Origin of the sequence: Spirosoma oryzicola, assembly GCF_021233055.1 — a bacterium.
GTDB lineage: Bacteria > Bacteroidota > Bacteroidia > Cytophagales > Spirosomataceae > Spirosoma > Spirosoma oryzicola.
Genome location: NZ_CP089538.1, coordinates 4,218,479 through 4,239,460, shown reverse-complemented (window position 1 = coordinate 4,239,460; position 20,982 = coordinate 4,218,479). Strand labels below are relative to the sequence as shown.

The following is a 20,982-nucleotide window of genomic DNA, read 5'->3' as shown; positions in this document are numbered from 1 at the left end:
TATTAATTTAGAGGGTTAGATGGAAACTGATTACTATTTAGTGCTTTTTTTACTCGTTGAACTGTGTCTTTTGAGTTACTTCGGATAGCAGAAATCTGCCGAATACTGAGCCCTGCTTTAAGATCTTTAACAATCCGTGGGTATTTTTCTAGTAGTTCTTTATTTCCAATAACGCTTCCTATTGGCCGCCCGATGCGAACCCCATTGTTACGAGCTTCTTCTTGACCTGAAATAATGCGCTCAGACAAACGCTCAGTTTCCTGTGCTCCCATTTCTACCATTACGGCTAAGATCATATTCGTTACTGGATTACGTTTATAGTTAGGTAACAATGTTTCTAAATGTAGATTATGTGCATAGATTGAAACACCCAGCTCTGTGATTTCTTCTACTAATTGTGGTGTTTCCCCACGACGTCGCCCAAGTCTAGTAAATTCGGTTACCAATATTTTTTTGATAGTACGCTTTCTACATAGCTGCAGCAATTCCTCCAACTCAGGCCGTTCAACGTTTCGACGTTTGGTAGCACTTCCTTTCTCATGAACAACTTGGGCAATCTTGTATCCTAATCTCTCTGCATGCCTTGTGAGTTCTAACACTTGCCGCTCATAGCTTTGAGACTTTTTGGATACCCTTACAAATAGTGCCACCGGAACAGTTTCTTGATCCATATTACAATATAGAGAAGCGTCCTGAGAAAAACTTGTGTTTTTTCTAGGACAGTTTTATATAGGGAGAAGCAGTCTCATAGTTGTCTAAACTACTTTGAATTCGCAAAGACTTTTTTCAGGACAGATAATTGTTTACTATGCTTCAGCAAAATATGATGAAACTTGGTTGTGGTTTTGTGCTTACTCTATAAATATATCGGTTGAATGTAATACTCTTCTAAATTACTAAATCTTTGAAATTTGCTCTCACCATAGAAGAGTAGATGCTTTTTGCCAAACCTAGTTCTTTAAAAAGAGACTTTGCCTCTTCAGCCTCTGGCAAATCGCTTTTTGCTAAGACAGCTAATGGTTTCAGTATCTTAATATAGTCTAATCTTTCGTCTTCTAACTTTTTACGATCTAAACCCGTCCTTCTTATAGTCTCTTCTCCTTTCATTGACCCATCTAAAGGCTTTACCACCTCAGAGGCAAAAGTGATATGTTGCTCAGGGTCATCTAGTTCTGGATGTATGATTAAGCTATACTCCTGTGTATAGTCATCATGATGAGATTTGGCACGTTTAGATTCGTCATCTAGTGGAAAGTAATTCTTTTTGTAACTTTGGTTACATTTTTCGCAGGCAAAAAAAAGGTTATTAAAATCGTATGCTAACCAGTAGTATCCTGGTTTTATTAATGGCAAACCTTCAGATACTTGATAACCGCCTTTTGGACGGAAATGCTCTACATCTCCATGTGATGTATGATCAACTCTCGCTTCACAAAAGCAACACTTGCCATGTTGTATTTCAACTAGCGTTTTCTTCACATCTTCATGGCCATAAATATGCGATTTAAATACAAACTCAAAATCACCAGCGTCAAAATTTGCCTTTAAATAGTTAGTTTCAGTATCTCCTGCTCCGCCTGAGTCAAGAATGGCAGGAATTGCAGCTTCAGCTTTATTAATACGTATCACTTTTTTTGGAGGTTAGAAGTAGCTTTTATTATAAGATCCAAGGCCTTGAGAGCCTCTCTAGATTCACTTGCTGGCAATTCACTAAGCTCTTCCTCTAGATTGTCTAATTCATGAATTTCTTCAGCTGTTAAATCATCTTTTTTTAAAAGCTCTCGTCTACGAGTCATTTTATCTTCTATTTGCGGTGCACGGCCACCTATACCGCCAAATAGATCACTACTTAGTATTTGATCAATTCGCCAGTCATGAACATTTATTTTATCATTTTCTACGACTGTTTCGTTACCTACTCTCTTGAGCAAAATTATGTTAGCCCCTTCAGCAGCCTGTACTATTAAGGGGCTGTGAGCGGTTACAATGAACTGAGTATTAGGAAAAGTTTCTGTTAGGAATTCTATAATATATCTCTGAAAACGAGGATGTAGATGCAAGTCTATTTCATCTACTAAACAAACTGCAGGTTCTGCTAGAGGGTTTGTACTGTCTGGGTATCTATCAAACAGTCCTCTTGCAAAATCAACCATCCATGCAATAAGAGTTCTATAGCCAAGACTTAAATCATTCAGACGTACCTCTCCGTAAGCAGTCTGAAAATACACATTAACTGCATAGCGTCGTTGTTGCGTTTTTATGCTTTGGACCTCTTCTCGAAAAAGTTTTTGTAATGCGTTTCGGACTAGTAAATAATAACCTGTTTGATTTGAGTCTTTATTATAACTAAGTTCCGCTTCAAGAAGCCATTGCTCTGCATTCGATAAAGGCGCGTCCTCTCTAAATATGCTTAGTACAGGGCTAACTTGTTCCGAAACTACAGCTTGATTAATTCCTCTTGCTGCTCCATATCCGAATAAAGCAAAGCTTTCTCCTGCTTCTTCTCTAGCATGATAGTTGGCGTATTTAACGAAAGTTCCATACCTCATGTCATTGAATTCTATTGTTTGTGAAATACTTTTTTCCTCATTACCTGTGGCAAGAATGCATTTGATAGATATACTTTCATAAGTACGTCGTAATATGACTGCCTCAGTGTCGCTCCAAAAGGCACCTGTAGCAAAACAAAGTCCTTTCAAAACTGTCGTTTTGCCAGTCCCATTGTCACCTAAAATAATATTCCACTGAGCAGGGGCACCATTCTTGTCTGTGAAGCTGATTGTTTGCTTAGAATCAAAGGAACGTATCTTGCCAAGTGAGATACTTTTGAACCAAGTCTTTGATATAGTACTCATATGTCTTAGTGTTTGCTAGAAGCTTTTAGAAACGGTTACTAATGCGATTTTAGCTTAAACTTATACATCCTAATAGAGGAATACTTAATGTAATGATTAAAATAGAAATAAAACTTTAAATTATTGATGAAGGACTTGTTTTATAAATTCGGACTAATTATTGTGATAATCTGAGTAAGGTGCTGATTATTAGCTGATTAAAAAGTTGCACTGTTTTTGTTGTAGGACAAAGGTTAACTCATTGTAAAATAGTCACTTACAAAATTACAATGCCGTTTTTTGAGCGCAACTTTGTGTGTTGACCCCGCCCTTTGGCATTTTGGAAATTTCCAAAATTGAAAATGCCGAATAGCTGAAACGGTCGAGCCGCTCGCAGGTACTTGCAAAATCCTGGAGCGGCTCGACCGTTTTGAATTGATACGTGTTGCCGGTTATAGTTGGGGCTGACTGAGTGTCGAGCCGGTCGACTGATCAGGCTGGCCAGCTTGAGCGGCCTGGTGATCCATCAGGTTGGCCAGCCTGATCAGCGTCCAAACTCAATCTCGAAGTCTTCGTTGGCTTTGGCCAGTCCGAGCCGCATGCGTCGCATGATGTAGTAGTCGACCGTATCGGATAGGTGGGTTGCCAGCTCCTGCTCACCGCCCCCTTCTTCGCTTGATTTGTCCTTCGAGTAGTCGGTCTGTATCGGGCTGTTCTCGATACTGATGACAGCCGCCTTTGCCTTCACCCCGTCGATGCGCACCTTGAACTGCTCGGGCTCCTTCTCGGCCAGCACCCGGTTGATGCTGTTGTGCTTATCCTTGTGCAGTGGGTTGAAGTTGAGTGGGGCTAGTACCACGTCCCATCCTGCTTCTGTTAGTATCTCTTCTACCTGCATGAACATGGTCTTATTCGAGCCTGCACTCTTGCTGCCCCCGTTGCGGTCACCCGTCAGAATGATGTGCTTTTTTTTGTGCTCCCCATAAACCTGCTTGATGGAATGGGCCAGGGCTTGTGCCATCGTGCCCCCATCCTGAGCCTCTTTCACAAACACCACATCGACTAGCCTGGCATACTCATCATCCTCCTGCCACATGGTGGCACTGGTGAAGTGGGCATTGAAGTCAAGGGATGCCACCAGGTACTTGTTGGTCGAGTAGAATAACTCACCGTTCATTTTCAAAGGCTCGTCTTCGTCGTGCTCTTCCAGAACGTGGGTCTCTCTGCTGAAAGAAGGGTAGAAGGTTTTAGGCAGCTTCGAAATACGCTTGCCATCCACTTCAACCTCGAATTCCATCTTGGTCAGAATCTTGCGCAGGCCGTCAATATAGTCATCAGGCAGAAAGGCTTGATTGTCCCTGGTGCGTACTTCCATGTAGTAGTACTTGTCGGGCTCTTTTTTCGATAGCTCTTCAATCTCATACATCCATTGGCCATCGGGTGTCCAGGGTGGGGAGGAAAACACAAAAAAGCTATGGTGCAGAAAAGAGTCAAATTTTCCGACGTTCGCTCTTAGGGTGGGCAATACGATTTTAAGCCAGGTTTTTTTAAAATTCAGCCCTTCATCGACAACGTACATATCGTAGTTAGCCCCCCGGTTTTCGTCAGCCGCCAGCTTGAAGGATTCAAACTCGATGCAGAATCCATTGGCGAAGGTGATGCAGTTTTCCCAGTTATCGGGTGCCTCGTAAGGCCGGTCGAAGCCGGGTGGTGGTTCCCGCCAGAGCACATAGTCCCCTTCGCCGGTTTCCCATTCGTATTCGTGGCAATTCCAGCGTTTCCAGCCTGCCTTTAGCCCTGACGTTAATTTCGACTTTGCTTTTTTGACGGTTTTAACGCCCCAGCCGCATTTTGCCTTTGGTAGTTCTTCAGACGCTATTTTGAGTAGATCAGAAAGGCTAATCGACTTACCTGAGCCGCGACCGCCCACCATACCGACCATTTTGAAATGTCGTGAGGTGACAGCATCCAAAAAAGTGCCTTGTTTTTCATTGACCAGCAGTTCAATCTCGTCTTGGTCGGCAGGTTCATCGTATTTCTTCATGGCTGATGTCCTGAATTTGATTTTGGGCCACTGGCGCAGGGGCCACGGTGACCGATTTGATTTTGAAGACCACTTTGGTCGGTTTTTTCTTCGACTCGTTGTCGACTACCTTCTGATTGTCATAGGCACCGTCGATTTTGGCTGCTTTATCCATCAGGATGCCAAACGACACCAGGTCGCCCATTTGCTTGGCTTCAAAAGCCGCACTACGAAAGATTTCAGCGTACATATACTTGACGCCTTCTTTGTTCTTAGACTGGCGTAGCTCGGCAAACACCTCGTAGGCCAGCGTCAGGATTTCACGCGCCCGACGATCCTGAATCGAGCGGGTATTTTTAAGCATGCTCAAAACGTCCTGATCCGAGTGCCCTGCGCGTAGCCAGGCCCGAACGGTGTCAATCTTTTCGTAGGTCTCAAACTGGGTCGGTGTCAGTTCGGTCTTGTCATCGAGCAGGTACTTTTGATAGACGCTCAACTCTTCCTGCACTTTGACCAGGTATTTATTGTGTTGTCTCATTGGGGTTGTCGATTGAGAAAAAAATGGTCTATTCCAGAAAAAGCGTCAAATTTTAGAGCCCTTCATTTTTTAGCTCTTGCTTGTATTTTAGCTCACCAAGCTCGGCTTCCAGAGCTTCGCGCAGACCGATCAGCCGGTCAAGCTCGGCTTGCCAGACATCGGCTTTTTTGTGGTCGGGCTGCTCTTCGAGCTTTTGTTTGTTCTTGGAGATGCCGGTGCGGGTGCGGGCCAGTTCAACTTTGATCTCGGCTTCACTCATGCCCAGGGGTATGGTCGTGGGTTTGGGCTCGGGCAGCTTGCGACGCTGCTGGCCGGTCTCGATCTCGAAGCGAACGTCTTTCCACTCTTCGCGCAACTGCATGATTTGTTTGACAACCGGCAAGCGGCCAGCAACGTCATCATCGGCAAAGTCAGCCAGCGTATTAGACAAAAGAGCAGCTCGACGGTGAAGGTCTTCGGCCTTCAACATCAGCTGCTCTTTTTCCAAGCCTACCGGGTTGTTAACTATTCGCCGGGCGTCGGTTCGCTTTTTTTTTCCGGCTCCGTGGGCTGGTTGGTTTGTTCGGTCGGCTGCTGATCACCCTGGCCATCCGCTTGCGCCTGGTCATCTTGTAGCTCATCCTGATCACCCGCTTGCGTCTGGTCATCGTTGTTGGCCATCGTTTCGGTGGCCGTCACTACGGGTGCCGCTGGTGCTGGAGCAGTGGGCACCACTGGCTTTGGAGCCGCTGGCGTCGCTGGCTTTGACGCTGCTGGAGCCACTCTAGGAGCCGCTTTTTGCATAGTCTGTTTAGCCGGTGTCACTGGCTTTGTCGGTGTGGGTGCTGCGGGCGCAGGGCTGATGGCGTCACCCTGCGCTAAAGCCGCTTCATAAGCGGCTTTAGCTGCTGCCAGAGCCGCTGCAGAGTCTTCTGTCTGTTGAGAGCTATGATTCATTTGGGCCAGCTGATAGGCCGCTTTGAGTTGTTTTTTGTCTAGCATGACGATAAAAGGGGTATCGTTTAAAATGGTCCGAATTTTTGCTTTAAGCTGTTCTAGGGTTTCCATAAACCGGGTTTAGGACTCGGTCTCGGTCCCTTTGACTTTGTCTTCGACTACTTCCAGGTACTGGCCAGGATATTGAGCCGCGACCGCTTCGGCCTGCTCCACGGTTAGGGCGTCAGCCCGAAAACTCTCATCACCTATCGAAAACGATACGTCTGGAGCACACAGCAGCTTGATTTTTTTGGTTGACTTTGCCATAACGAATCAGAAAAAAAGCTCCTGCCCGGTGACGGTCCGACGCGTCGGGAGCAGGAGCCGGTTGAGCGGTTAAAAAATAAAGACTAGGAAACGCCAGGGATCACAATTGTGTCTTTCAACGGCAGGTAGCCATGCATATAGCCGTCCTGCTTTGATTTGAGCGTCCATTCCCGACGATCACCGCCTTTGGCACCCGATGTGTGGGTGATCTCAAACTGCTGGCCGTTGATTGACGTACCGATGACAATGCGCTGACCATCGTTGCTGAGCTCGATGGCAACTACCTCCTGGTTGAGCAGGTTTTCGATAGCGGCCACCTGCACTTTACCAAAGCCTGCAATCTTAACTTCAATCATTTGCTCCCAGGACTGATAGCCCGATGCGCCTTTCATGTTCTGGTCGATCTTGAGCGAGTTATCCGAAACGGCTACTTCAACGAACACTGCAGCCGGTGGGCCTGCCACCAGTACGGGTGGGTTGATAATTTCCCCCTCTACGATGTCGCCTTTTTTGGGCCATTCGCCAACGATGGAATCAACCCCGATGAGCCACAATTTGCGACCACCGCCAGGGTTGGCTTCACCCTGCGCAGGCCGTTTGATGGGAGACAATGCCCCGTACAAGGCCAGCGGGCCACTCAAGAGCGAAAGGCCGGTCAATGCCTCAAACCCATACGTCAGCAACGGAATACTGACAATCCCTGCCAGCACGTTGCCGGTCTGCTCGGCCACCAGGGCCGCTACTGCAAAAAGGGCTAAGCCCAAAAACACTTTGAAAAACTTCATCTGTTTAGCTATCTGATAAAAACTTGTGAACTGAAAAAAATAGACTGGAGCAATGCCCTGGCTACCGTGAAGCAGCCAGGGGAAAGGGATTAAACCGCGTCGTTAATGAACAGCAGATCGGGTGATGCGAAGTCGAAGCCAATCGACACCCGAATGCTGATCTGCCACGACTTGACCTGCTTGACGATGTTGATGTGATACACGCCCGGTGCCTCGTTGGCAATGAACTTGAGGTTGTCTTTGGGCGTAATGGCCATCGTTTGTTTACCGGCAAGACCCGGATCAATCACAAAGCTGATCTGGCTGTAATCGTCGAGCGTGGTCGGCTTGTCAGCCGGTCCAACGTGCTCGGGGAACAGGGCGCGACGATTACGACGGTACTTGTCGTAGCTCACTTGGGACAAATAGAAGTTGAGCGGAATGGCCAGCATGTCTTCGCGGGTGCTGGCCACCAGCTGCGCCAGACCGTTGATCTGCTCGTAAGCATTGTCATCGGTCAGGTCTTCCCCGTCGAAGACGTGATTGGCACTGATCTTAGCTGCGGCATCGGTTGACGCGCGAGCTGCGGTAAACTTCTTGAGAAAGCCATCGGCAATGTTTTCGGCTCCTTTCGCGGTCGTGTTGTAGACGCCTTTCCAAACCGTTTTGGTCCGCGCAAACTGGAAGTGCTGACGAATGATTTGCCGGATAAAGAAGAGCTCAAACGGATTGTCACGCACTTCAGACTCGGTGCGGGTGGGTTCCAGCATCCAGCCGTAATAGGAGCGGTACGCCTTTTTGATTTGATCCAAAGTGATCTCAAGATCAATGTCACCTTCGGTGAAATCGGCTTTGCGCGAACGAATCTCCAGCGCATTCTGCCCTTCGAATTTATCGCTGGCCGCTTTGAAGGCATCTTTGATTTCGGCACTTACCAGTAAGCCTTTGTCCCGAATGATCTCGGTCGAAAAGTCATTTTGCAGCGAGGCCACCCCGTCCAACGTCGAGTTGATCAGGACAATGTTGCCGCCCATGTCCTGCACCGTCCGCATGAGGTCGGTGCCAAAATTTGAAAAATCAATTGCTTCATTCATTGTACTCTCTTTTTTTTAGCGTTAGTGGTCCGGCATCCCGGCTGTCTGATTGAAAAAAATAGGGCCATTGTTGGCCGTTTACTTGGTGCGGTTGCGGTTCTGGTAAGCCGCCAGTACGCTGGCTGAAGCCGCTGACAGCGTTGGCTGCTCGGTGTCTACCTGCTGGCCACGGTTGCTGGCGTCAGCTACGGGTAAGGCCGTACCCTGGCCGGTCATTTTCTGGTACCAGGCTTTGTACTGGCCGAGCTCGTTGGTGGTGTTGGTCAGTTGAGCCGTCAGCGTGTTGACACTGGCTTCAGCCGTCGTGGCTCGGGTGGTCATGGCCGTTAGTTGGCCCGCCAGATCACCCATCGGAGCCGGAATCTCCAGCGGCATGGTGCCCTGCGCGACGGGTGCTACGGGCGTGGTCACAGTCGGGGTAGCCGGTGCGACGGGTGGCACTGCTGCAGTCGGCTGAGCCGGTGCGCCCTGTACTTCGCCCGTTGGCGGGTTGACCGTCGCTGACTGCAGCTTCTGATGGATGACAGCCGCTTCCTGTTCGGCTTTGATGACTTCGTCCTGCGTAGCATTGGCCAGGAACGACAACGCAAAGGAGGGCAATAGGGTAGCTAGAAAGCTGCCCGATACGGGGTTTTTAAGCATAGCTTTTAGATAATTGAAGTACTCGTTGGTAAGAAGTTTGCAGGTCGGCTACCTTGTCGGCCAGACCTTCTTTGATGGAATCCTGCGTATTGTAGAGCTTGCCGGTGTAGACATCGTCTGACTTGATCTTGGTGCCCCGTCCAATGCGCACGTCGGCTTTGAAGACTTTGTTGGAGGCATCGAGCCCTTTCTGAATTTCGGCTCTGGCTTCGTCATCGAGCGGCTCAATGTCGTTTTGCCGGTTCTTGTGAATGCTGCCCGTCGAGCGGAAAATTTCGGGCTCTAAACCGGCTTGTGCCATCGCTTTGGCCCGGTTGACGTGCATGTACATGGTGCCGATGGAACCGACCGAGCTCACGGTGCCTGGCTTCATGTGCACCTCACTGCCCTGGCTACCCACCCAGTAGCCCGCTGATGCGCAGAACTGAACCGAGGAAACGACGGGCTTTTTTTCCTTCACCGCCCGCACCGCCTGCACAAACTCCGCAATGCCCGCTACCTGGCCCCCGCCCGTATTGAAGTCCAGAATGACCCCTTTCTTTTTATCATTAGCTGCGATGTTGTAGAGCATCGAAATGATAAAATCAGTAGAAAACACATTGCCATACAGATCACTGCGGGTTAGAATGCCAGTGACGGGAATGACGGGCACCTGCGCATCCTGGCCGATGCTGAGCCGGTCGGCCCAGTAGCCCTCAATGGTGTAGTCGGTCTGCGATGAGCAGGCTTCGAGCACCGTGGCCGGTACGTCGGGGTAACCCGTCAGGTAAGGCCGGAATTGATTAGCCTCTAAAGCCGCCATGACGGTTGAAACGTGAAGATGGGAGATGGCCCAAATGCCATTCAGATTGACAGACATTGCCGTAATGGTCTATTACGCTACGAAAGTCAGCAGGCAACTACCGTCAGGAAAGGACCAAAAAAAGCCCGCTGCTGACGGCTGGCGGGCTCTTGGTTGGTTAGTAGGAATACAGCAGCTGAATCTCGGCCACGTTGCCAAAGGATTCGGTACCGGGCCAGTAGAGCCGCCAGTACTGAGCCGTGACGGGCGCGAAGGTGAAGCTGAAGGTTTGAGTGTAGTTGTTACTGTCAACCCCCGATACGGTGTAAACCGTTGTCCAGCTTGCCCCATCGGTCGAATACTGGAATTGACCCGTATTGATCTTGGTGCCGTAGTAGCTGTCAGGCCGGGGGATAAAGCTAATCTTGTTGAGCGTTTTAGGGGCTACCAGGTTGCGCCCGACGTACTTGCCCGCATCCCCATTGGCCGCATCGTAGAAGGTCTGCGCGTTGCCGTCGAAGACCTTGTCAGGGGTTCGGGTGGTATCGCCCGAAAACACCCCGCCACCATCGTGAATAACGCTGCCCATACTGCTGTAATCAATGGGTGCATTGTCCGAGGTGCTGGTCAGCAGCCGTCTGACCCCGTTGGGCCACAGCAGATAGTTGGCGTTAAAGGTGTTGGTCTTATTGTCCTGGCTGACCAACACAAAGGTGAGCGTCGACGGGGTGCCCAGGGCCACCAGAGCCGGGTAATTAAACACCGTCGTGAAGGCCACCCCACCGCTGGCGGGCGTTACCCATCCGGTAGCATAGTCCGTACTGCTCGATTTAGCGAGTACCTGGCCAGCCGTCCCACCAGCGGGTAACAGCCGGGGTCGCAGGCTGTTGACATCCGTGACCACGGCAGTGGCAAACGCCTTTAGGTCGGAAATGAGTTGATCGTACCAAGCCATTAAGCTGATTTTTTCTGCGTGTAGTAAGCCGCAAAATCAAAGCTCGGGTTGCCGATGTCGGCTTTGCTTGCCGCCCCGATGTTGTCTCTAGCCTGCTGCTGCTCGGTCGTCGTAAAGGTCTGCGCCTGATCGACGCGCACCCGTTTGCCCAGGGCCACCGCAATGCTGTCAAGTACGCTGGCGTCAGCGGCCATTTGATCAGCCAGTTCTTTCAAGGTGTCCAGGGCCGCTGGTGCCCCGTTGACCAGAGCCGCAACAGCTGCATCGATGCTGCCCTGAATCTTGTTCGAGCTCCAGGTCGAGTTTGCCGCTTTGACTGCATCGTTGATGCCCGCAGCATTGGCGATCTTGGTATTGAGCGAGGTCAGCGCAGCTACCAGGCTGGTTTTGGTGATGTCAGCAGGTAACGCACTCAAATTGCCGATCATACCAATGATGGCTTTGTAATCGCCAGCGAGTAGGTCTACTAAGTCTTTTAACTCCTGTTCTAACATGGTTTATAAAAATTAAAATTGTTTTTTGAGATTGTATAAAGCGGCAAAGTCGGTCTTGGTGGTGATCTGACTGGCCTGGGTGCTGCCCCCGAAAATGACAACGCCTTTCTGGTTGATCAGCTGAACGGGTGGCACCGCTGAGCGCACCAGCTGCACCGTGACGGGTCCGGTGCGAATGAGCTTCACGGGCTCGTTGCGGGCTGGTCGGATGACTTTGATGACGTTCACGGTTCGACCTGCATTAAGAGTTGCACGAAAATTTCCCGCTCGTCATCGCGTACCCCGTACAGCAGCAGCGTGTAAGCCCCCGTTGCCAGTTCACCCATGCGGATGGTGTTCAGCGTCACCACGACGCTGTTGAGAGCCGGTCGGCTGATGCCCGACGTTTCGGATAAGGCCAGCAGCATGCCCTGGTTGTTGCTGAGCTCGGCACTGAAGCGGTAGTCGGTCAAATCCTGCTCGGTGGTCTCATCGGAAAAGACCTGGTACGCCCTGGCGAACTGTTCGCTCCTGCTGACTTTGACGCGGTCGATGGGTGCGGTTAAATCCTGCTGAGTCATAGGCTGATTCATTAAATTGGTACGCAAAACTGGCTCAGCCTGCAGCCACCCGAAAGGACGCACAAAAAAGGCTCCCGGTTATCCAGGAGCCTTTTAGCGGGCTTAGTTCACCCACCAGCGGTGACCGAACCAGCGGCAAGCCAAGTACATGCAGTAGTTACGAATGGGCTTGCGGGGTTCAACAGCCTTCAGCTGCTCGTACAGCTGCTCATCAGCCAGCCGCCTGGCTTGTCTTTGGCCAACGACTTCTTCAAATAGCCGGTTGTCATACCACCAGTCATGCAGCAGGGTGGCCCGGTTGTGCCGCCCGATTGGCGGGAAAAAGCCCCAAAGCAGCATGGGCACCGAGGCAAAGTCGGTCGTATAGCCACGAGGCACCGTCACCTTGCCCGCTTTGGTCATAAACGTAACGGATTGGACCAATACCCACCGATCTGCCTTCGGGTCGTCTTCTTTGTAGCGAACGACAATCGGCTGCTGGCTCATAATCCGCTGCGGGCGTCGATGTTGAGAATTTCACTCGTCAGCAGGGCATATAGCAGCGAGGCAAACGGTGTTCTGTCGGTGACGGTGAGCCCTTTCTTTTTGAGATCACCCAGGGTGATGCCCTGAAAGTAGTCGCGTTGGGGCATGGCACCCTCAGTGCCTTCAGCTACCACCTGGCCGGTTGCATCGACAAACGCCCCCATCGTCTGGCGGGTAATGATCTGGTCGGCATACCGTTGCATGCCCGCCTGCTGTTGGTTGGTGGTCAGCGTCGGATCAGCCTGAATGCGCTCGGTGAGCGGCTGGCCACTCGCGTCGACGGTAATGACGCGCACCTGCTGCACCATGTTCAAATCAGGGCCGATAATAAAGTTTTCGTGCTGCGCAATGCGGCTGAAGTTGGTGACGGGTTCGACTGAAATCGGGGTTTTGATTGTGTCCATTGGTAGAAAGAAAAAGACGGTTGAGAGATAAAATAAAAATTACCAGGATTGCAGCTGCAGTCGACGCCAGCCCGCTGCTGTTTTGAGATAGAACCAGGTGTCATCCCAGGCCACCTGGCCGACTTCCCCGTTGGGGTCGCCAGGGCCATAGGGGGTATACTTGGTTTCCAGACGTAACTGCTGGTAACCGTTGGCGGCTTTGAGGTGCAGCATCGAGGTGGCATTGCTCAGGCCCAAAGCCAGCCATCCCCGATTATTCAAATAGGCCAGTAGCTTTTTTACGGTCGATCCGTTTTCAATGAGCAGCTGCCAGAAGGAAAACCCCGACCCCGCCACGTTGGAGCTAATAAAGGCCATGTCACTGGCCCCCGAGACGTAGTTTGCCCCCAAACTCAGATGACCCGCCCCCGCTTCGCTGATGAGTACAGGGGGCAGGGCACCGTCTGAGTTACTGACGGGGAACGTCGTAAAACGAGATCGTAGGGCTTGCAGGGGTCGGTAACTGGTCGGATTGAGCGTATTGAGCACCAGCGAGCCGGTCAGATTAGCCGTCAGGGTAAATGCGCTATAACAGACGGCCATAACGTGGCTGTTGACGCGCAGGGTAATGGCCCGAAATGCGTTATCTGATTGCACGTACAGAATGGTGCGGCCATCGGCCTGCTGGTAGGCCACAATACCGACATTATCCATGTCGCCTTCCGTCGTATAGCGAAAGCGAAAGCCGCCCCGGTTGGCCGCGTATAGATTGAGCTCGAAATGCCCGCCTGAGCTACCGTCCCAGGGCTTGGCCCAAAGCGTCAGGTCAATGAAGTCGTAGGTGCCGCCCGTTGCGGCTGGCAGTTCGGCAAACGCATAAAACCGCGTGGCCGGTACGTTTGGCTCAGCCGGGTTGGTGACAACAAAGTACTGGCCTGCGGGCAGGCCATTGAGTGAACCAAAATTGGCCGTGTTGGCCTGCAGGGTAGCCCCGCTGCCATCTTCGGTGTTGCGGCCAAAGATCGTCTTGCCCAGTCGGTAGACGCTATCCCCGTTGGCCCCGCCTGGCTGGCCGTCGCTGACTTTGTTCCAGGTGCCTAAATTATTATTGACGGCATCGCGCACCCAGCGCACCAGCGTTTTCAAGAAAACCCGAATACCTGACGGCTTGATCTCGCGCGAGGCATTGTCGGGGAAAGCCGCGTCAATCTGGCTTTCAATTGGAGCGGAATCTAAAGGCATACTTATGAATCAAAAGAAAGGTTGAAACCAAAATCAAAAGCGGAATTAACAAACAGTACTTCAGGCTCGGTGCTTTCCAGCCGCCAGGCCGGGTGGTAACTCCGACCCGTAAACGTTAGCAACAGCCCGTTGGTGGCTCCCTGCAGTCGGCTGGTGGTTAAGCGCAGGCCGTTGTCGGGCTCTCCGGCAAGCCAGCCCTGGCCGTTGTAGTCGACCCAAAACACCACCCATCGGGTGGCTGCGTACCGGCTCAAGTACTGATCGAAGGCCGGTGATGGTTTGGGCATGGGTATCTGCAGCTGGGGTGCGTAGACAGAGCCCGCTGCTTCGGTGTCGCCAGGCTCTTCAAAGGTGGCCGTCTTGGTCATGGGTTTGATGCGGCTCAGCATGGCCCCCGTCCGCACCAGCAGCCCCGCCTTGCTGACCGTCAGCGGCTGGCCCGCAACGGGCAACTCCTGCGGGCTGAGCACGTTCAGCACGTCGGCTGCACGTAGCAGCCAAAGGGCACGAACGTAGCCCGCATTGGGTTCACCTGGTTGCAGGCCAAAGACTTGTTCGGTAATGGTCATAACCCAAAAGTAGACCCCATAAACCCCGTCCAAAAGGACTGAATTTCGTAGCCGATTTTTATGAAAAAAGGCTCTGACGCATCGCCAGAGCCTTTTTTTGCCGGACTTTTTACGCACGAGCCGGACATTTCAGGTAAAAGCCGGACTTTTTAGTTCAAAACCGGACTTTTTACGCATAAATTTTTTCCATTTTTTCGGCCATTGCGGGCTAAATAGTCCCGATACACCTTGCGCATGGTCTCGAAGTCAACGTCAACGTCGGCTTCGATGCCGTATCGCTCCAGGAATGTGCGCACGTAGGGACCGTAATTGCCCCCCGCTAACTCGTGTACTTTGCGCACTTCGCAGATCAGCGACCGCCGAAAAATCTCGTCCAGCTGCCTGGTCAACCCTGGGATTTTGTCGGGTGGTACCTCGTAACTTTTCTCCCGGCAATAGTAGCTGATGATGACGGTGGTGCCACTGGGTTTCTCGACGCTCATCGGGAAAGGATAGGAGCGAGACACCAAATTCATCAATGAACCGATCTCGCTCCACTTTTCGACGTGTAAGATGCCCGCCTGCGCTTCGAATTCACCCTCTAAAAACTTCTTTAAGTACTTTGGTACGGTTAACGTTAGACGTTTGAGCATTTAATGTTGAAGGTAATAATGGTCAGTAAAAGCTACATGATAAACGCAGGTGGAGGGCAACCATAAAGATAATTACTCTCCACCAAATGTTTATACTCAATAAAGCTAGTGTTAAACATTCTCCGTTCACTGGCCCGATTATTTGCCCCCAAAGGTGCTGATTCCGGCAATGAGTGCATCTAATCGTCCCGCCTGGTTGGTTCCGTAAACCGCCCCCTCGACCCCGTTCACCGCGCCCCGTACCTGCCAGACGGCCCCCTCAACTGAGTTGATGGAACCTTTCAGGCTGCGCACCTCGACCGATAAGCCGTCGACCGAGCTCGTGGTGCGGTTGGCCGAGTCTTTCAAAGCCGCTTCGGTCTTATCGCCTAAAGTACCCAGTGCCTGCTTCTGGTCCTTATTGAGCAATTCTACCGAGTCGGTCACCTCATCGCTCAGCTGGCCCAGTGCCTGCTTCTGGTCTTTATTGAGCACCTCCAGCGAGTCGGTCACCTCGTTGCTTAGTTTACCCAGTGCCTGCTGCTGGTCTTTGTTCAGCTCATCGAGTGAATCGGTTACCGCATCGCTTAGTTTCTCCAGTGCCTCTTTGGTGCTCTTGGCCGAATCGTCAACCGACTTGGTCACGTTCTTGCTCAAACTGTCGAGCGCATCGTCGGTGTCCTGGCTGAGCTCATCGAGTGACTTGGTGACCGCATCGCTTAATTTATCCAGTGCCTCGGTCTGATCCGTGTTCAGGTCTTTGAGCGCGTCGGTTACTTCATCGCCTAATTTGGTCAGTGCCTGCTGCTGATCGTTGTTTAACTCATCGATTGAGTCCGTTACCGCATCGCCTAGCTTCTCCAGGGCGTCTTTGGTGCTTTTAGCCGAATCGTCCACTGACTTGGTCACGTTCTTGCTCAGGCTGTCGATGGCCTTCGTCTGATCTTTATTGAGCGTCTCCAGGCCGGTTTTGGTGGTGGTGGTCAACTTGTCCAGCGACTGGCGTTCGGCCAGCCCGTTGGTGTTGATGACCTTCTCGGTCCGGTTGCCCAGGGAGTTGAATAAAAACTCTAGATTCTCGGTCAGATCATTCAGGTTATTATCACCCCGTTTGAGCAGCTTGTCAAAGCCGTCTTCGGTGGTTTTAGCCAGTTTGATGGCATCCTGCTTGACCTGGTCCTGCACTTTCTCCAGGCCGGTTTTGGTGGTCTGGTTGAGTCCCATCAGTGAGAGTAGGAGCTTGTTGCCGCTGGTGTCGATGGCCTTCACCATTGCGTCGGTCGACTCACTAAAGCCGGTACCAAGTTTGATCGAGATGCCCGCTAACAGCAGCCGCTGGCTGTTGCCGCTGGTGTCGATGGCTTTGGTAATATCCCCACTGGCTTTCTCGCTGGCCGCTTTGATGGCCGCAATGATGCGGGTGCTTTCGCTGGTGCTGCGCGTCTCCAGGCTGCTCATGCCTTTGACGATGGCATCAACCAGCTCATCGGTGCTGGCGTTCTGGGTCAGCACCATGCTGAGCAAGACATTGCGCAGGGTGGTGTTGAGCTTATCGAACGATGCGCTCTGGCCGGTGCGCAGGGCTTCCAGCCCTTTGATGGTATCGCTCGACAGGTAGTTCAAGCCCTGGCGAATGTCCAGAGCCAAATTGCCAAAGAGCAGTTTCTGGTCCGAGCTCATCTTGTCGACCGAGTCCACGATTTTGGCCAGCAGCTTGAGCTGCTCTTCACCCTGCTTTTCGGCTTTCTCCTGAGCGGCTTTGGCCTCGGCTGAGCCTGCCAAACTGCTATAATCGTCCGAGCCGTAATCACCCGCACTGGCAGCAGCTGCTTCGGCATCAGCAGCCGCTTGTGCAGCCGCTTCTTCGGCTTCGCGTTGGGCTTCTTCAGCGGCTTTTTTGGCTTTCTTGGAGCCAAAGAGGTGCATTTCCTGCTTCCAGTAGGGCGTTGTAAACAAGCCCCCGTCTTTGAAGCCCGCTGGTTTGCCCATCGCATTGCGGTCATTGAGCGTAACGGGCCGGTCCCGTTTGCCAGGGGTGCGGGCATTGCGGAACATCTCGTTGATAAGCGGCAGGTTGGCCGCTGTCTGCTCCCGGCTGATGATGGCCTCGTCGCCTTCCATTTCGCCCACGTCCCGACCCGTAGCCCGGTCGATGAGCGCAATGCCGCCCCGCCCGTATTCCGAACCGTGTCGGCCCCCGCTTGGAATAAAGCCCCCATGCCGAAACTGGGGGGCTGGCTGGCTCTTGATCATGGCCACCTGAATGCCGGTCATCACCGCAGTGGTCGCGGCAAACACCAGGTTGATCGGGAAAAAGCCCGACGCCAGGGCTTTGATGGTGGCCAGGGCTCCGGCAATCAGGGCCGATGCCACGTCGGCTTTTTTCTGAGCCTCCCAGGCTTTGCGCTTGGCCTCAGCTTCGGTGGCCGCTGCTTTCTTGTTTTCAGCCTCGATGCTTCGGTTGAGCTCTTTCTGGTTCTGAATCCGGGTCTGCTTTTCGGCTTCGACTTTCTTGAGCTTTTCCCGCTTTTCCTTCTCGGCTTCTTCGATTTTTTTGTCAGCTTCTTCTTTGGCCAGCCTGATCTTTTCTTTCTGATCTTCTTTGGCTTTGGCCAGGATTTCTTTAGCTGCTTTTTCATCGCCTTTCTGCACCGCTTCGATGGCCTTGAGCTCGGCATCCTGCTCATCTTTGGCCAGTTCGATTTTGGTCTTGGCCGTGTCCTTCGCCAGTTCGGTCTGCGCTTTGGCCGTGTCTTTGGCCGCATCGATCTTGTGCTCTGCTTCGTCGGTGGCCTGCTTTTTGGCCGTCTCGAAAGCGGCTTTGGCTTCGCTCAGCAGCTGCTGGCGGGTGGCCTGGTCGATGTCCTTTCGCTTATTGATGGCCGCAACCTCGGCATCGCGGGTGGCCTCAGCGGCATCAATTTTTTCGTTCTTCTCGTTGGTAGCCGACTTGATGGCTTCTTTCTCGGTTCGCTGAGCGGCATCGATGCTTTGCTTGGCTTCGTCCTGAGCGGCTTCGATAGCGGCTTGAGCGGTGTCTTTAGCCGCTTCTTTCTTGCCATCGGCATTCTCTTTGTAGCCTGACAGCTGCTCATCGAGCTTTTTCTTTTCTTCACTGCTCGACAGTTGCCGATACTGCTGTTCAAGACTGGAAATGGTCGCCTGCGTTGCGGATTTGATCGCAGAAATCTTGTCGTTCGACTCCTGGGTGACTTTCTGCTTTTCAAACTCAGCAGCATCCTGAGCCGCTTTCTCAATCGCCAGCTGATCATTGAGCAGGGCAACTTTTTCATCGCGCTCTTTTTTGGCGGCTGCAATGGCCGCTTCCGCTTTCTTTTGTGCAAGCTGATTGAGAAACCCAACGGCTGCGGTGGCCATCTGTGCAGCGGCTTCAAAGCCCGCCATGTCATCTTGCAGCTTCTTCTGCCAGGCTGATTTATTGCCCTGCACCAGTTTGTCGGCATGCTCGACAAAGCCGCTCAGATCACCTTTTAAGAGCGAGGTAAACGCACTGGAGGCATGGCCCCAGTTCTCCTTTTTCTTTTCCTGGAGCTCTTTGTCAATCTTGGCAATTTCATCGGCATGCTTCTTTTCGGCCAGCTGCCGCTCATTATGAAAGCGGCCTTCAATGGCGGTGATGGCCTGCTCTTTCTGCTCAGTGGTGGTGGCTTCTTTAGCGGCTTTGGCTTTCTCAGCCGCTTCTTCGGCATCGAGCTTGTCGATGGTGAGTCGTAGCTGCGCGTCCGACCGCTCTTTGTGAATTCGGGTTAGTTCAGCGGCATTGCCTTTGGCCTTCAATTCGCGCCAGTCGAACAGGGCGTTCTCGGCCTTCTGCTGCTGGTCGATAATCAGTTTTTCAACCGCCAGCCGCTTGGTTTCTTCTTCTTCGGCTTTCTTGCGCTTTTTCTCGGCAAACTCGCCCGCCACGCGGGTGATGTCTTCCTGCAGTTTTTTGTCCAGGTTGGCAATCTGCTGGTTCTTGATTTTCTCATCCTGAATGCCCCGCATGATTTCCTCAGCGGCCAGATCGCGCTTGGCCTGCAGCTTGGCAAACTCGCGCTGCATCTCGTCTTTGATGCCCGCAATGTGGGCTTCGGTTTCCAGCTTGGCCAGTTCTTCCAGGGCTTTCTCATTGGCTTTCTGTACCTCCTGCAGGTGCTTTTGGTGGTCGGCCTCGGCTTTCTTGGCGGCTTTTTCAGCGGCTTTCTCCCGATCTTTGATGGCTTTTTCCTGTTCTTTGGATAGCCCGCCCTGAAATTTCTGGCCCTGGTCCTTACCGGCAAATTCCGCTTTCTGGCCTGCTGACTTATCGGTCCAAATGGCAACGATGCTATCGGCTCCCTGCTTGGCATTGGCTTTGACCCCATCGATGACTTTCTGACCCGCCAGTTTGGTCTGATCCCAGTATTTGGAGGCCGCATCGAAGTTGCCCGACAAAAACTCTTTGATGGCCAGGCCCATATTTTTAAATACCCCGCCCGAACTGATAAAGAAATCGAACAGGGTCTTGTTCCAGGCAATGACCCCGGTGATGGCCGTTGAAATAACGTTCACCAGCCCCCTAATGACGGTAATGCCGCCCGACAGCGACTGCAGCACTAACACGAAAACAGGCCGTAATTTTTCGCCCAGTTCGACTTTGAGCGAGTCAAAATTGTCTTCCAGATTGGAAGACATACCGCCCAGGGTTTCCATCATTTTAGCGTTCTGGCCGCCCACCCCGTTCATCTGGCCATAGCGGACCATGACGTTTTGAATCGCATCGTCCTGGCTTTTGAAGGATTCGACCACTTTGCCGTTGGCTTTGTCGACAACCTGAAATTCATCGCCAAACCGTTTGACCTCCAGACCCGCCCCTTTGAAGGAAAACGACATGGTATCACCCGCCTTGCTGGCCCGAATGCCGAACTCTTTCAGTCGCTCGAATTCGCCCGTTTGGGCATCGAGGGCCGCTTCAACCAGCTGATCAAACGATTTGCCCTGCGATGCGGCCAGGTCCGTCAGGGCCACCATCTCTTTCTGAGACGGTCGCATGCCCCGGTTGACCATTTTGACGTACCCTTCGGTGAGCTCATCGACGGTGAAGGCCGTCTCGGCACCGAGCTTTTTGAGAGCGGCCATCGATTCTTTAGCCTGCTTCTCGGAGCCCAGAGCCGTGGTGAGCGTTTTTTCGTACTTTTCGAACTTGGCCGTTGTCTCAAAAATGGCCTTGCCGATGTCAACGATGTAGCCGATGATCTGCAGGGCAATGAACGCCTGAAAGGCTTTTTGCACCGTACCCACCCCGCTGGTGATCTTTTGCCACATGGTGGGTTTGCCCAAATCGTCCGACTGCTTTTTGATGTCGTCGATTTGTTTGCCCACCGCTTTGAACTGCTTTTCAGCCTCGGCCAGCCGTTTGGCGGCTGCGTTGAATTCGTCGGTGCCTGGCTTGAGTTTAGACAGGTCTTTGTTGAGCTGACCGACCAGCGTTTTTAGCTGGCTGTAGCTGAGCTGCGTTAAATCAACTTCTTTACGGACTTTGGCCGTTTCGGTGTTGACTGCGGCCAGTTCGTTTTTGTACTTCTTCCATTCTTCCCCCCCTTTGCCGCCACTTTTCTCAATCTCCTTCAGGGTGTCTTTGAGTTGTTTGGCTTTGGTGTTCAGCTGGAGCAGTTCGTTGTCGAAGTCTCGGGTGTTGCCCTTCAGGGTGAGTGTGGCTGTTTCGTTTAAATTGATAGCCATA

Annotated in this window: 22 protein-coding genes; all 22 read right to left on the bottom strand. The window is 51.9% G+C overall.

The features are described from left to right. Window positions 1-2: 2 nt before the first annotated feature. The 22 genes from LQ777_RS17995 to LQ777_RS17890 all read right to left on the bottom strand — a co-directional run bounded on the left by LQ777_RS17995 (window position 3) and on the right by LQ777_RS17890 (window position 20,981). Complete coding sequence (locus LQ777_RS17995) at window positions 3-671, bottom strand: recombinase family protein (RefSeq protein ID WP_232559322.1); 669 nt, start codon at window positions 669-671, stop codon at window positions 3-5. 217 nt (window positions 672-888) lie between these two features. Continuing rightward, window positions 889-1,629 (bottom strand): HNH endonuclease family protein, encoded by a 741-nt coding sequence (locus tag LQ777_RS17990; protein WP_232559321.1) that lies wholly within the window; start codon window positions 1,627-1,629, stop codon window positions 889-891. Next, window positions 1,626-2,855 carry an AAA family ATPase gene (locus tag LQ777_RS17985; protein WP_232559320.1) on the bottom strand — a complete coding sequence of 410 codons (1,230 nt, stop codon included), beginning with the start codon at window positions 2,853-2,855 and terminating at the stop codon, window positions 1,626-1,628. Before LQ777_RS17985 ends, LQ777_RS17990 begins: the two co-directional genes overlap by 4 nt. 523 nt (window positions 2,856-3,378) lie before the next feature. After that, on the bottom strand, window positions 3,379-4,878 hold the full coding sequence (locus tag LQ777_RS17980) for a hypothetical protein (RefSeq protein WP_232559319.1): 1,500 nt from the start codon (window positions 4,876-4,878) through the stop codon (window positions 3,379-3,381). Further along, on the bottom strand, window positions 4,862-5,395 hold the full coding sequence (locus LQ777_RS17975) for a hypothetical protein (RefSeq protein ID WP_232559318.1): 534 nt from the start codon (window positions 5,393-5,395) through the stop codon (window positions 4,862-4,864). Before LQ777_RS17975 ends, LQ777_RS17980 begins: the two co-directional genes overlap by 17 nt. A 52-nt stretch (window positions 5,396-5,447) precedes the next feature. After that, on the bottom strand, window positions 5,448-5,882 hold the full coding sequence (locus LQ777_RS17970) for a hypothetical protein (RefSeq protein ID WP_232559317.1): 435 nt from the start codon (window positions 5,880-5,882) through the stop codon (window positions 5,448-5,450). 17 nt (window positions 5,883-5,899) lie between these two features. Then, window positions 5,900-6,442 carry a hypothetical protein gene (locus LQ777_RS17965; protein ID WP_232559316.1) on the bottom strand — a complete coding sequence of 181 codons (543 nt, stop codon included), beginning with the start codon at window positions 6,440-6,442 and terminating at the stop codon, window positions 5,900-5,902. A 9-nt stretch (window positions 6,443-6,451) separates the two neighbouring features. After that, window positions 6,452-6,637 carry a hypothetical protein gene (locus tag LQ777_RS17960; protein WP_232559315.1) on the bottom strand — a complete coding sequence of 62 codons (186 nt, stop codon included), beginning with the start codon at window positions 6,635-6,637 and terminating at the stop codon, window positions 6,452-6,454. An 83-nt stretch (window positions 6,638-6,720) separates the two neighbouring features. Then, on the bottom strand, window positions 6,721-7,422 hold the full coding sequence (locus tag LQ777_RS17955) for a hypothetical protein (protein WP_232559314.1): 702 nt from the start codon (window positions 7,420-7,422) through the stop codon (window positions 6,721-6,723). Between the two features lie 89 nt (window positions 7,423-7,511). Then, window positions 7,512-8,495, bottom strand: a complete 984-nt coding sequence (locus LQ777_RS17950; RefSeq protein WP_232559313.1) for a hypothetical protein — start codon at window positions 8,493-8,495, stop codon at window positions 7,512-7,514. A 78-nt stretch (window positions 8,496-8,573) separates the two neighbouring features. Beyond that, on the bottom strand, window positions 8,574-9,137 hold the full coding sequence (locus LQ777_RS17945; RefSeq protein WP_232559312.1) for a hypothetical protein: 564 nt from the start codon (window positions 9,135-9,137) through the stop codon (window positions 8,574-8,576). After that, a complete protein-coding gene (locus LQ777_RS17940) occupies window positions 9,130-9,996 on the bottom strand; it encodes a S49 family peptidase (RefSeq protein ID WP_232559311.1) in 867 nt (288 codons plus the stop codon). Before LQ777_RS17940 ends, LQ777_RS17945 begins: the two co-directional genes overlap by 8 nt. A 100-nt stretch (window positions 9,997-10,096) precedes the next feature. Further along, on the bottom strand, window positions 10,097-10,873 hold the full coding sequence (locus LQ777_RS17935; protein ID WP_232559310.1) for a discoidin domain-containing protein: 777 nt from the start codon (window positions 10,871-10,873) through the stop codon (window positions 10,097-10,099). Further along, window positions 10,873-11,367 (bottom strand): hypothetical protein, encoded by a 495-nt coding sequence (locus LQ777_RS17930; protein ID WP_232559309.1) that lies wholly within the window; start codon window positions 11,365-11,367, stop codon window positions 10,873-10,875. Before LQ777_RS17930 ends, LQ777_RS17935 begins: the two co-directional genes overlap by 1 nt. Before the next feature lie 12 nt (window positions 11,368-11,379). Further along, entirely contained in the window at window positions 11,380-11,595 is a 216-nt protein-coding gene (locus LQ777_RS17925) for a hypothetical protein (RefSeq protein WP_232559308.1), read from the bottom strand. Next, on the bottom strand, window positions 11,592-11,939 hold the full coding sequence (locus tag LQ777_RS17920; protein ID WP_232559307.1) for a hypothetical protein: 348 nt from the start codon (window positions 11,937-11,939) through the stop codon (window positions 11,592-11,594). The genes LQ777_RS17925 and LQ777_RS17920 overlap by 4 nt, the downstream gene beginning before the upstream one ends. Window positions 11,940-12,029: 90 nt before the next feature. Then, on the bottom strand, window positions 12,030-12,413 hold the full coding sequence (locus tag LQ777_RS17915; protein WP_232559306.1) for a DUF1353 domain-containing protein: 384 nt from the start codon (window positions 12,411-12,413) through the stop codon (window positions 12,030-12,032). Continuing rightward, complete coding sequence (locus tag LQ777_RS17910) at window positions 12,410-12,856, bottom strand: hypothetical protein (protein WP_232559305.1); 447 nt, start codon at window positions 12,854-12,856, stop codon at window positions 12,410-12,412. The genes LQ777_RS17915 and LQ777_RS17910 overlap by 4 nt, the downstream gene beginning before the upstream one ends. Window positions 12,857-12,895: 39 nt before the next feature. Continuing rightward, entirely contained in the window at window positions 12,896-14,077 is a 1,182-nt protein-coding gene (locus LQ777_RS17905) for a hypothetical protein (RefSeq protein WP_232559304.1), read from the bottom strand. A 2-nt stretch (window positions 14,078-14,079) separates the two neighbouring features. Beyond that, entirely contained in the window at window positions 14,080-14,646 is a 567-nt protein-coding gene (locus LQ777_RS17900; RefSeq protein WP_232559303.1) for a hypothetical protein, read from the bottom strand. A gap of 149 nt (window positions 14,647-14,795) precedes the next feature. Continuing rightward, complete coding sequence (locus tag LQ777_RS17895) at window positions 14,796-15,278, bottom strand: hypothetical protein (protein WP_232559302.1); 483 nt, start codon at window positions 15,276-15,278, stop codon at window positions 14,796-14,798. A gap of 138 nt (window positions 15,279-15,416) precedes the next feature. Beyond that, the gene (locus LQ777_RS17890) at window positions 15,417-20,981 is read right to left on the bottom strand and encodes a hypothetical protein (RefSeq protein WP_232559301.1); all 5,565 of its coding nucleotides are present in this window, start codon (window positions 20,979-20,981) and stop codon (window positions 15,417-15,419) included. Between the last annotated feature and the right edge of the window lies 1 nt (window position 20,982).

What these genes read in the sequence shown, in the direction of transcription:
- LQ777_RS17960 (WP_232559315.1), bottom strand. Translation starts at nt 6,637, where the DNA reads ATGGCAAAGTCAACCAAAAAAATCAAGCTGCTGTGTGCTCCAGACGTA.
- LQ777_RS17910 (WP_232559305.1), bottom strand. Translation starts at nt 12,856, where the DNA reads ATGGACACAATCAAAACCCCGATTTCAGTCGAACCCGTCACCAACTTC.
- LQ777_RS17890 (WP_232559301.1), bottom strand. Translation starts at nt 20,981, where the DNA reads ATGGCTATCAATTTAAACGAAACAGCCACACTCACCCTGAAGGGCAAC.
- LQ777_RS17935 (WP_232559310.1), bottom strand. Translation starts at nt 10,873, where the DNA reads ATGGCTTGGTACGATCAACTCATTTCCGACCTAAAGGCGTTTGCCACT.
- LQ777_RS17950 (WP_232559313.1), bottom strand. Translation starts at nt 8,495, where the DNA reads ATGAATGAAGCAATTGATTTTTCAAATTTTGGCACCGACCTCATGCGG.
- LQ777_RS17965 (WP_232559316.1), bottom strand. Translation starts at nt 6,442, where the DNA reads ATGGAAACCCTAGAACAGCTTAAAGCAAAAATTCGGACCATTTTAAAC.
- LQ777_RS17895 (WP_232559302.1), bottom strand. Translation starts at nt 15,278, where the DNA reads ATGCTCAAACGTCTAACGTTAACCGTACCAAAGTACTTAAAGAAGTTT.
- LQ777_RS17930 (WP_232559309.1), bottom strand. Translation starts at nt 11,367, where the DNA reads ATGTTAGAACAGGAGTTAAAAGACTTAGTAGACCTACTCGCTGGCGAT.
- LQ777_RS17955 (WP_232559314.1), bottom strand. Translation starts at nt 7,422, where the DNA reads ATGAAGTTTTTCAAAGTGTTTTTGGGCTTAGCCCTTTTTGCAGTAGCG.
- LQ777_RS17920 (WP_232559307.1), bottom strand. Translation starts at nt 11,939, where the DNA reads ATGAATCAGCCTATGACTCAGCAGGATTTAACCGCACCCATCGACCGC.
- LQ777_RS17975 (WP_232559318.1), bottom strand. Translation starts at nt 5,395, where the DNA reads ATGAGACAACACAATAAATACCTGGTCAAAGTGCAGGAAGAGTTGAGC.
- LQ777_RS17945 (WP_232559312.1), bottom strand. Translation starts at nt 9,137, where the DNA reads ATGCTTAAAAACCCCGTATCGGGCAGCTTTCTAGCTACCCTATTGCCC.
- LQ777_RS17905 (WP_232559304.1), bottom strand. Translation starts at nt 14,077, where the DNA reads ATGCCTTTAGATTCCGCTCCAATTGAAAGCCAGATTGACGCGGCTTTC.
- LQ777_RS17980 (WP_232559319.1), bottom strand. Translation starts at nt 4,878, where the DNA reads ATGAAGAAATACGATGAACCTGCCGACCAAGACGAGATTGAACTGCTG.
- LQ777_RS17985 (WP_232559320.1), bottom strand. Translation starts at nt 2,855, where the DNA reads ATGAGTACTATATCAAAGACTTGGTTCAAAAGTATCTCACTTGGCAAG.
- LQ777_RS17940 (WP_232559311.1), bottom strand. Translation starts at nt 9,996, where the DNA reads ATGTCTGTCAATCTGAATGGCATTTGGGCCATCTCCCATCTTCACGTT.
- LQ777_RS17995 (WP_232559322.1), bottom strand. Translation starts at nt 671, where the DNA reads ATGGATCAAGAAACTGTTCCGGTGGCACTATTTGTAAGGGTATCCAAA.
- LQ777_RS17900 (WP_232559303.1), bottom strand. Translation starts at nt 14,646, where the DNA reads ATGACCATTACCGAACAAGTCTTTGGCCTGCAACCAGGTGAACCCAAT.
- LQ777_RS17915 (WP_232559306.1), bottom strand. Translation starts at nt 12,413, where the DNA reads ATGAGCCAGCAGCCGATTGTCGTTCGCTACAAAGAAGACGACCCGAAG.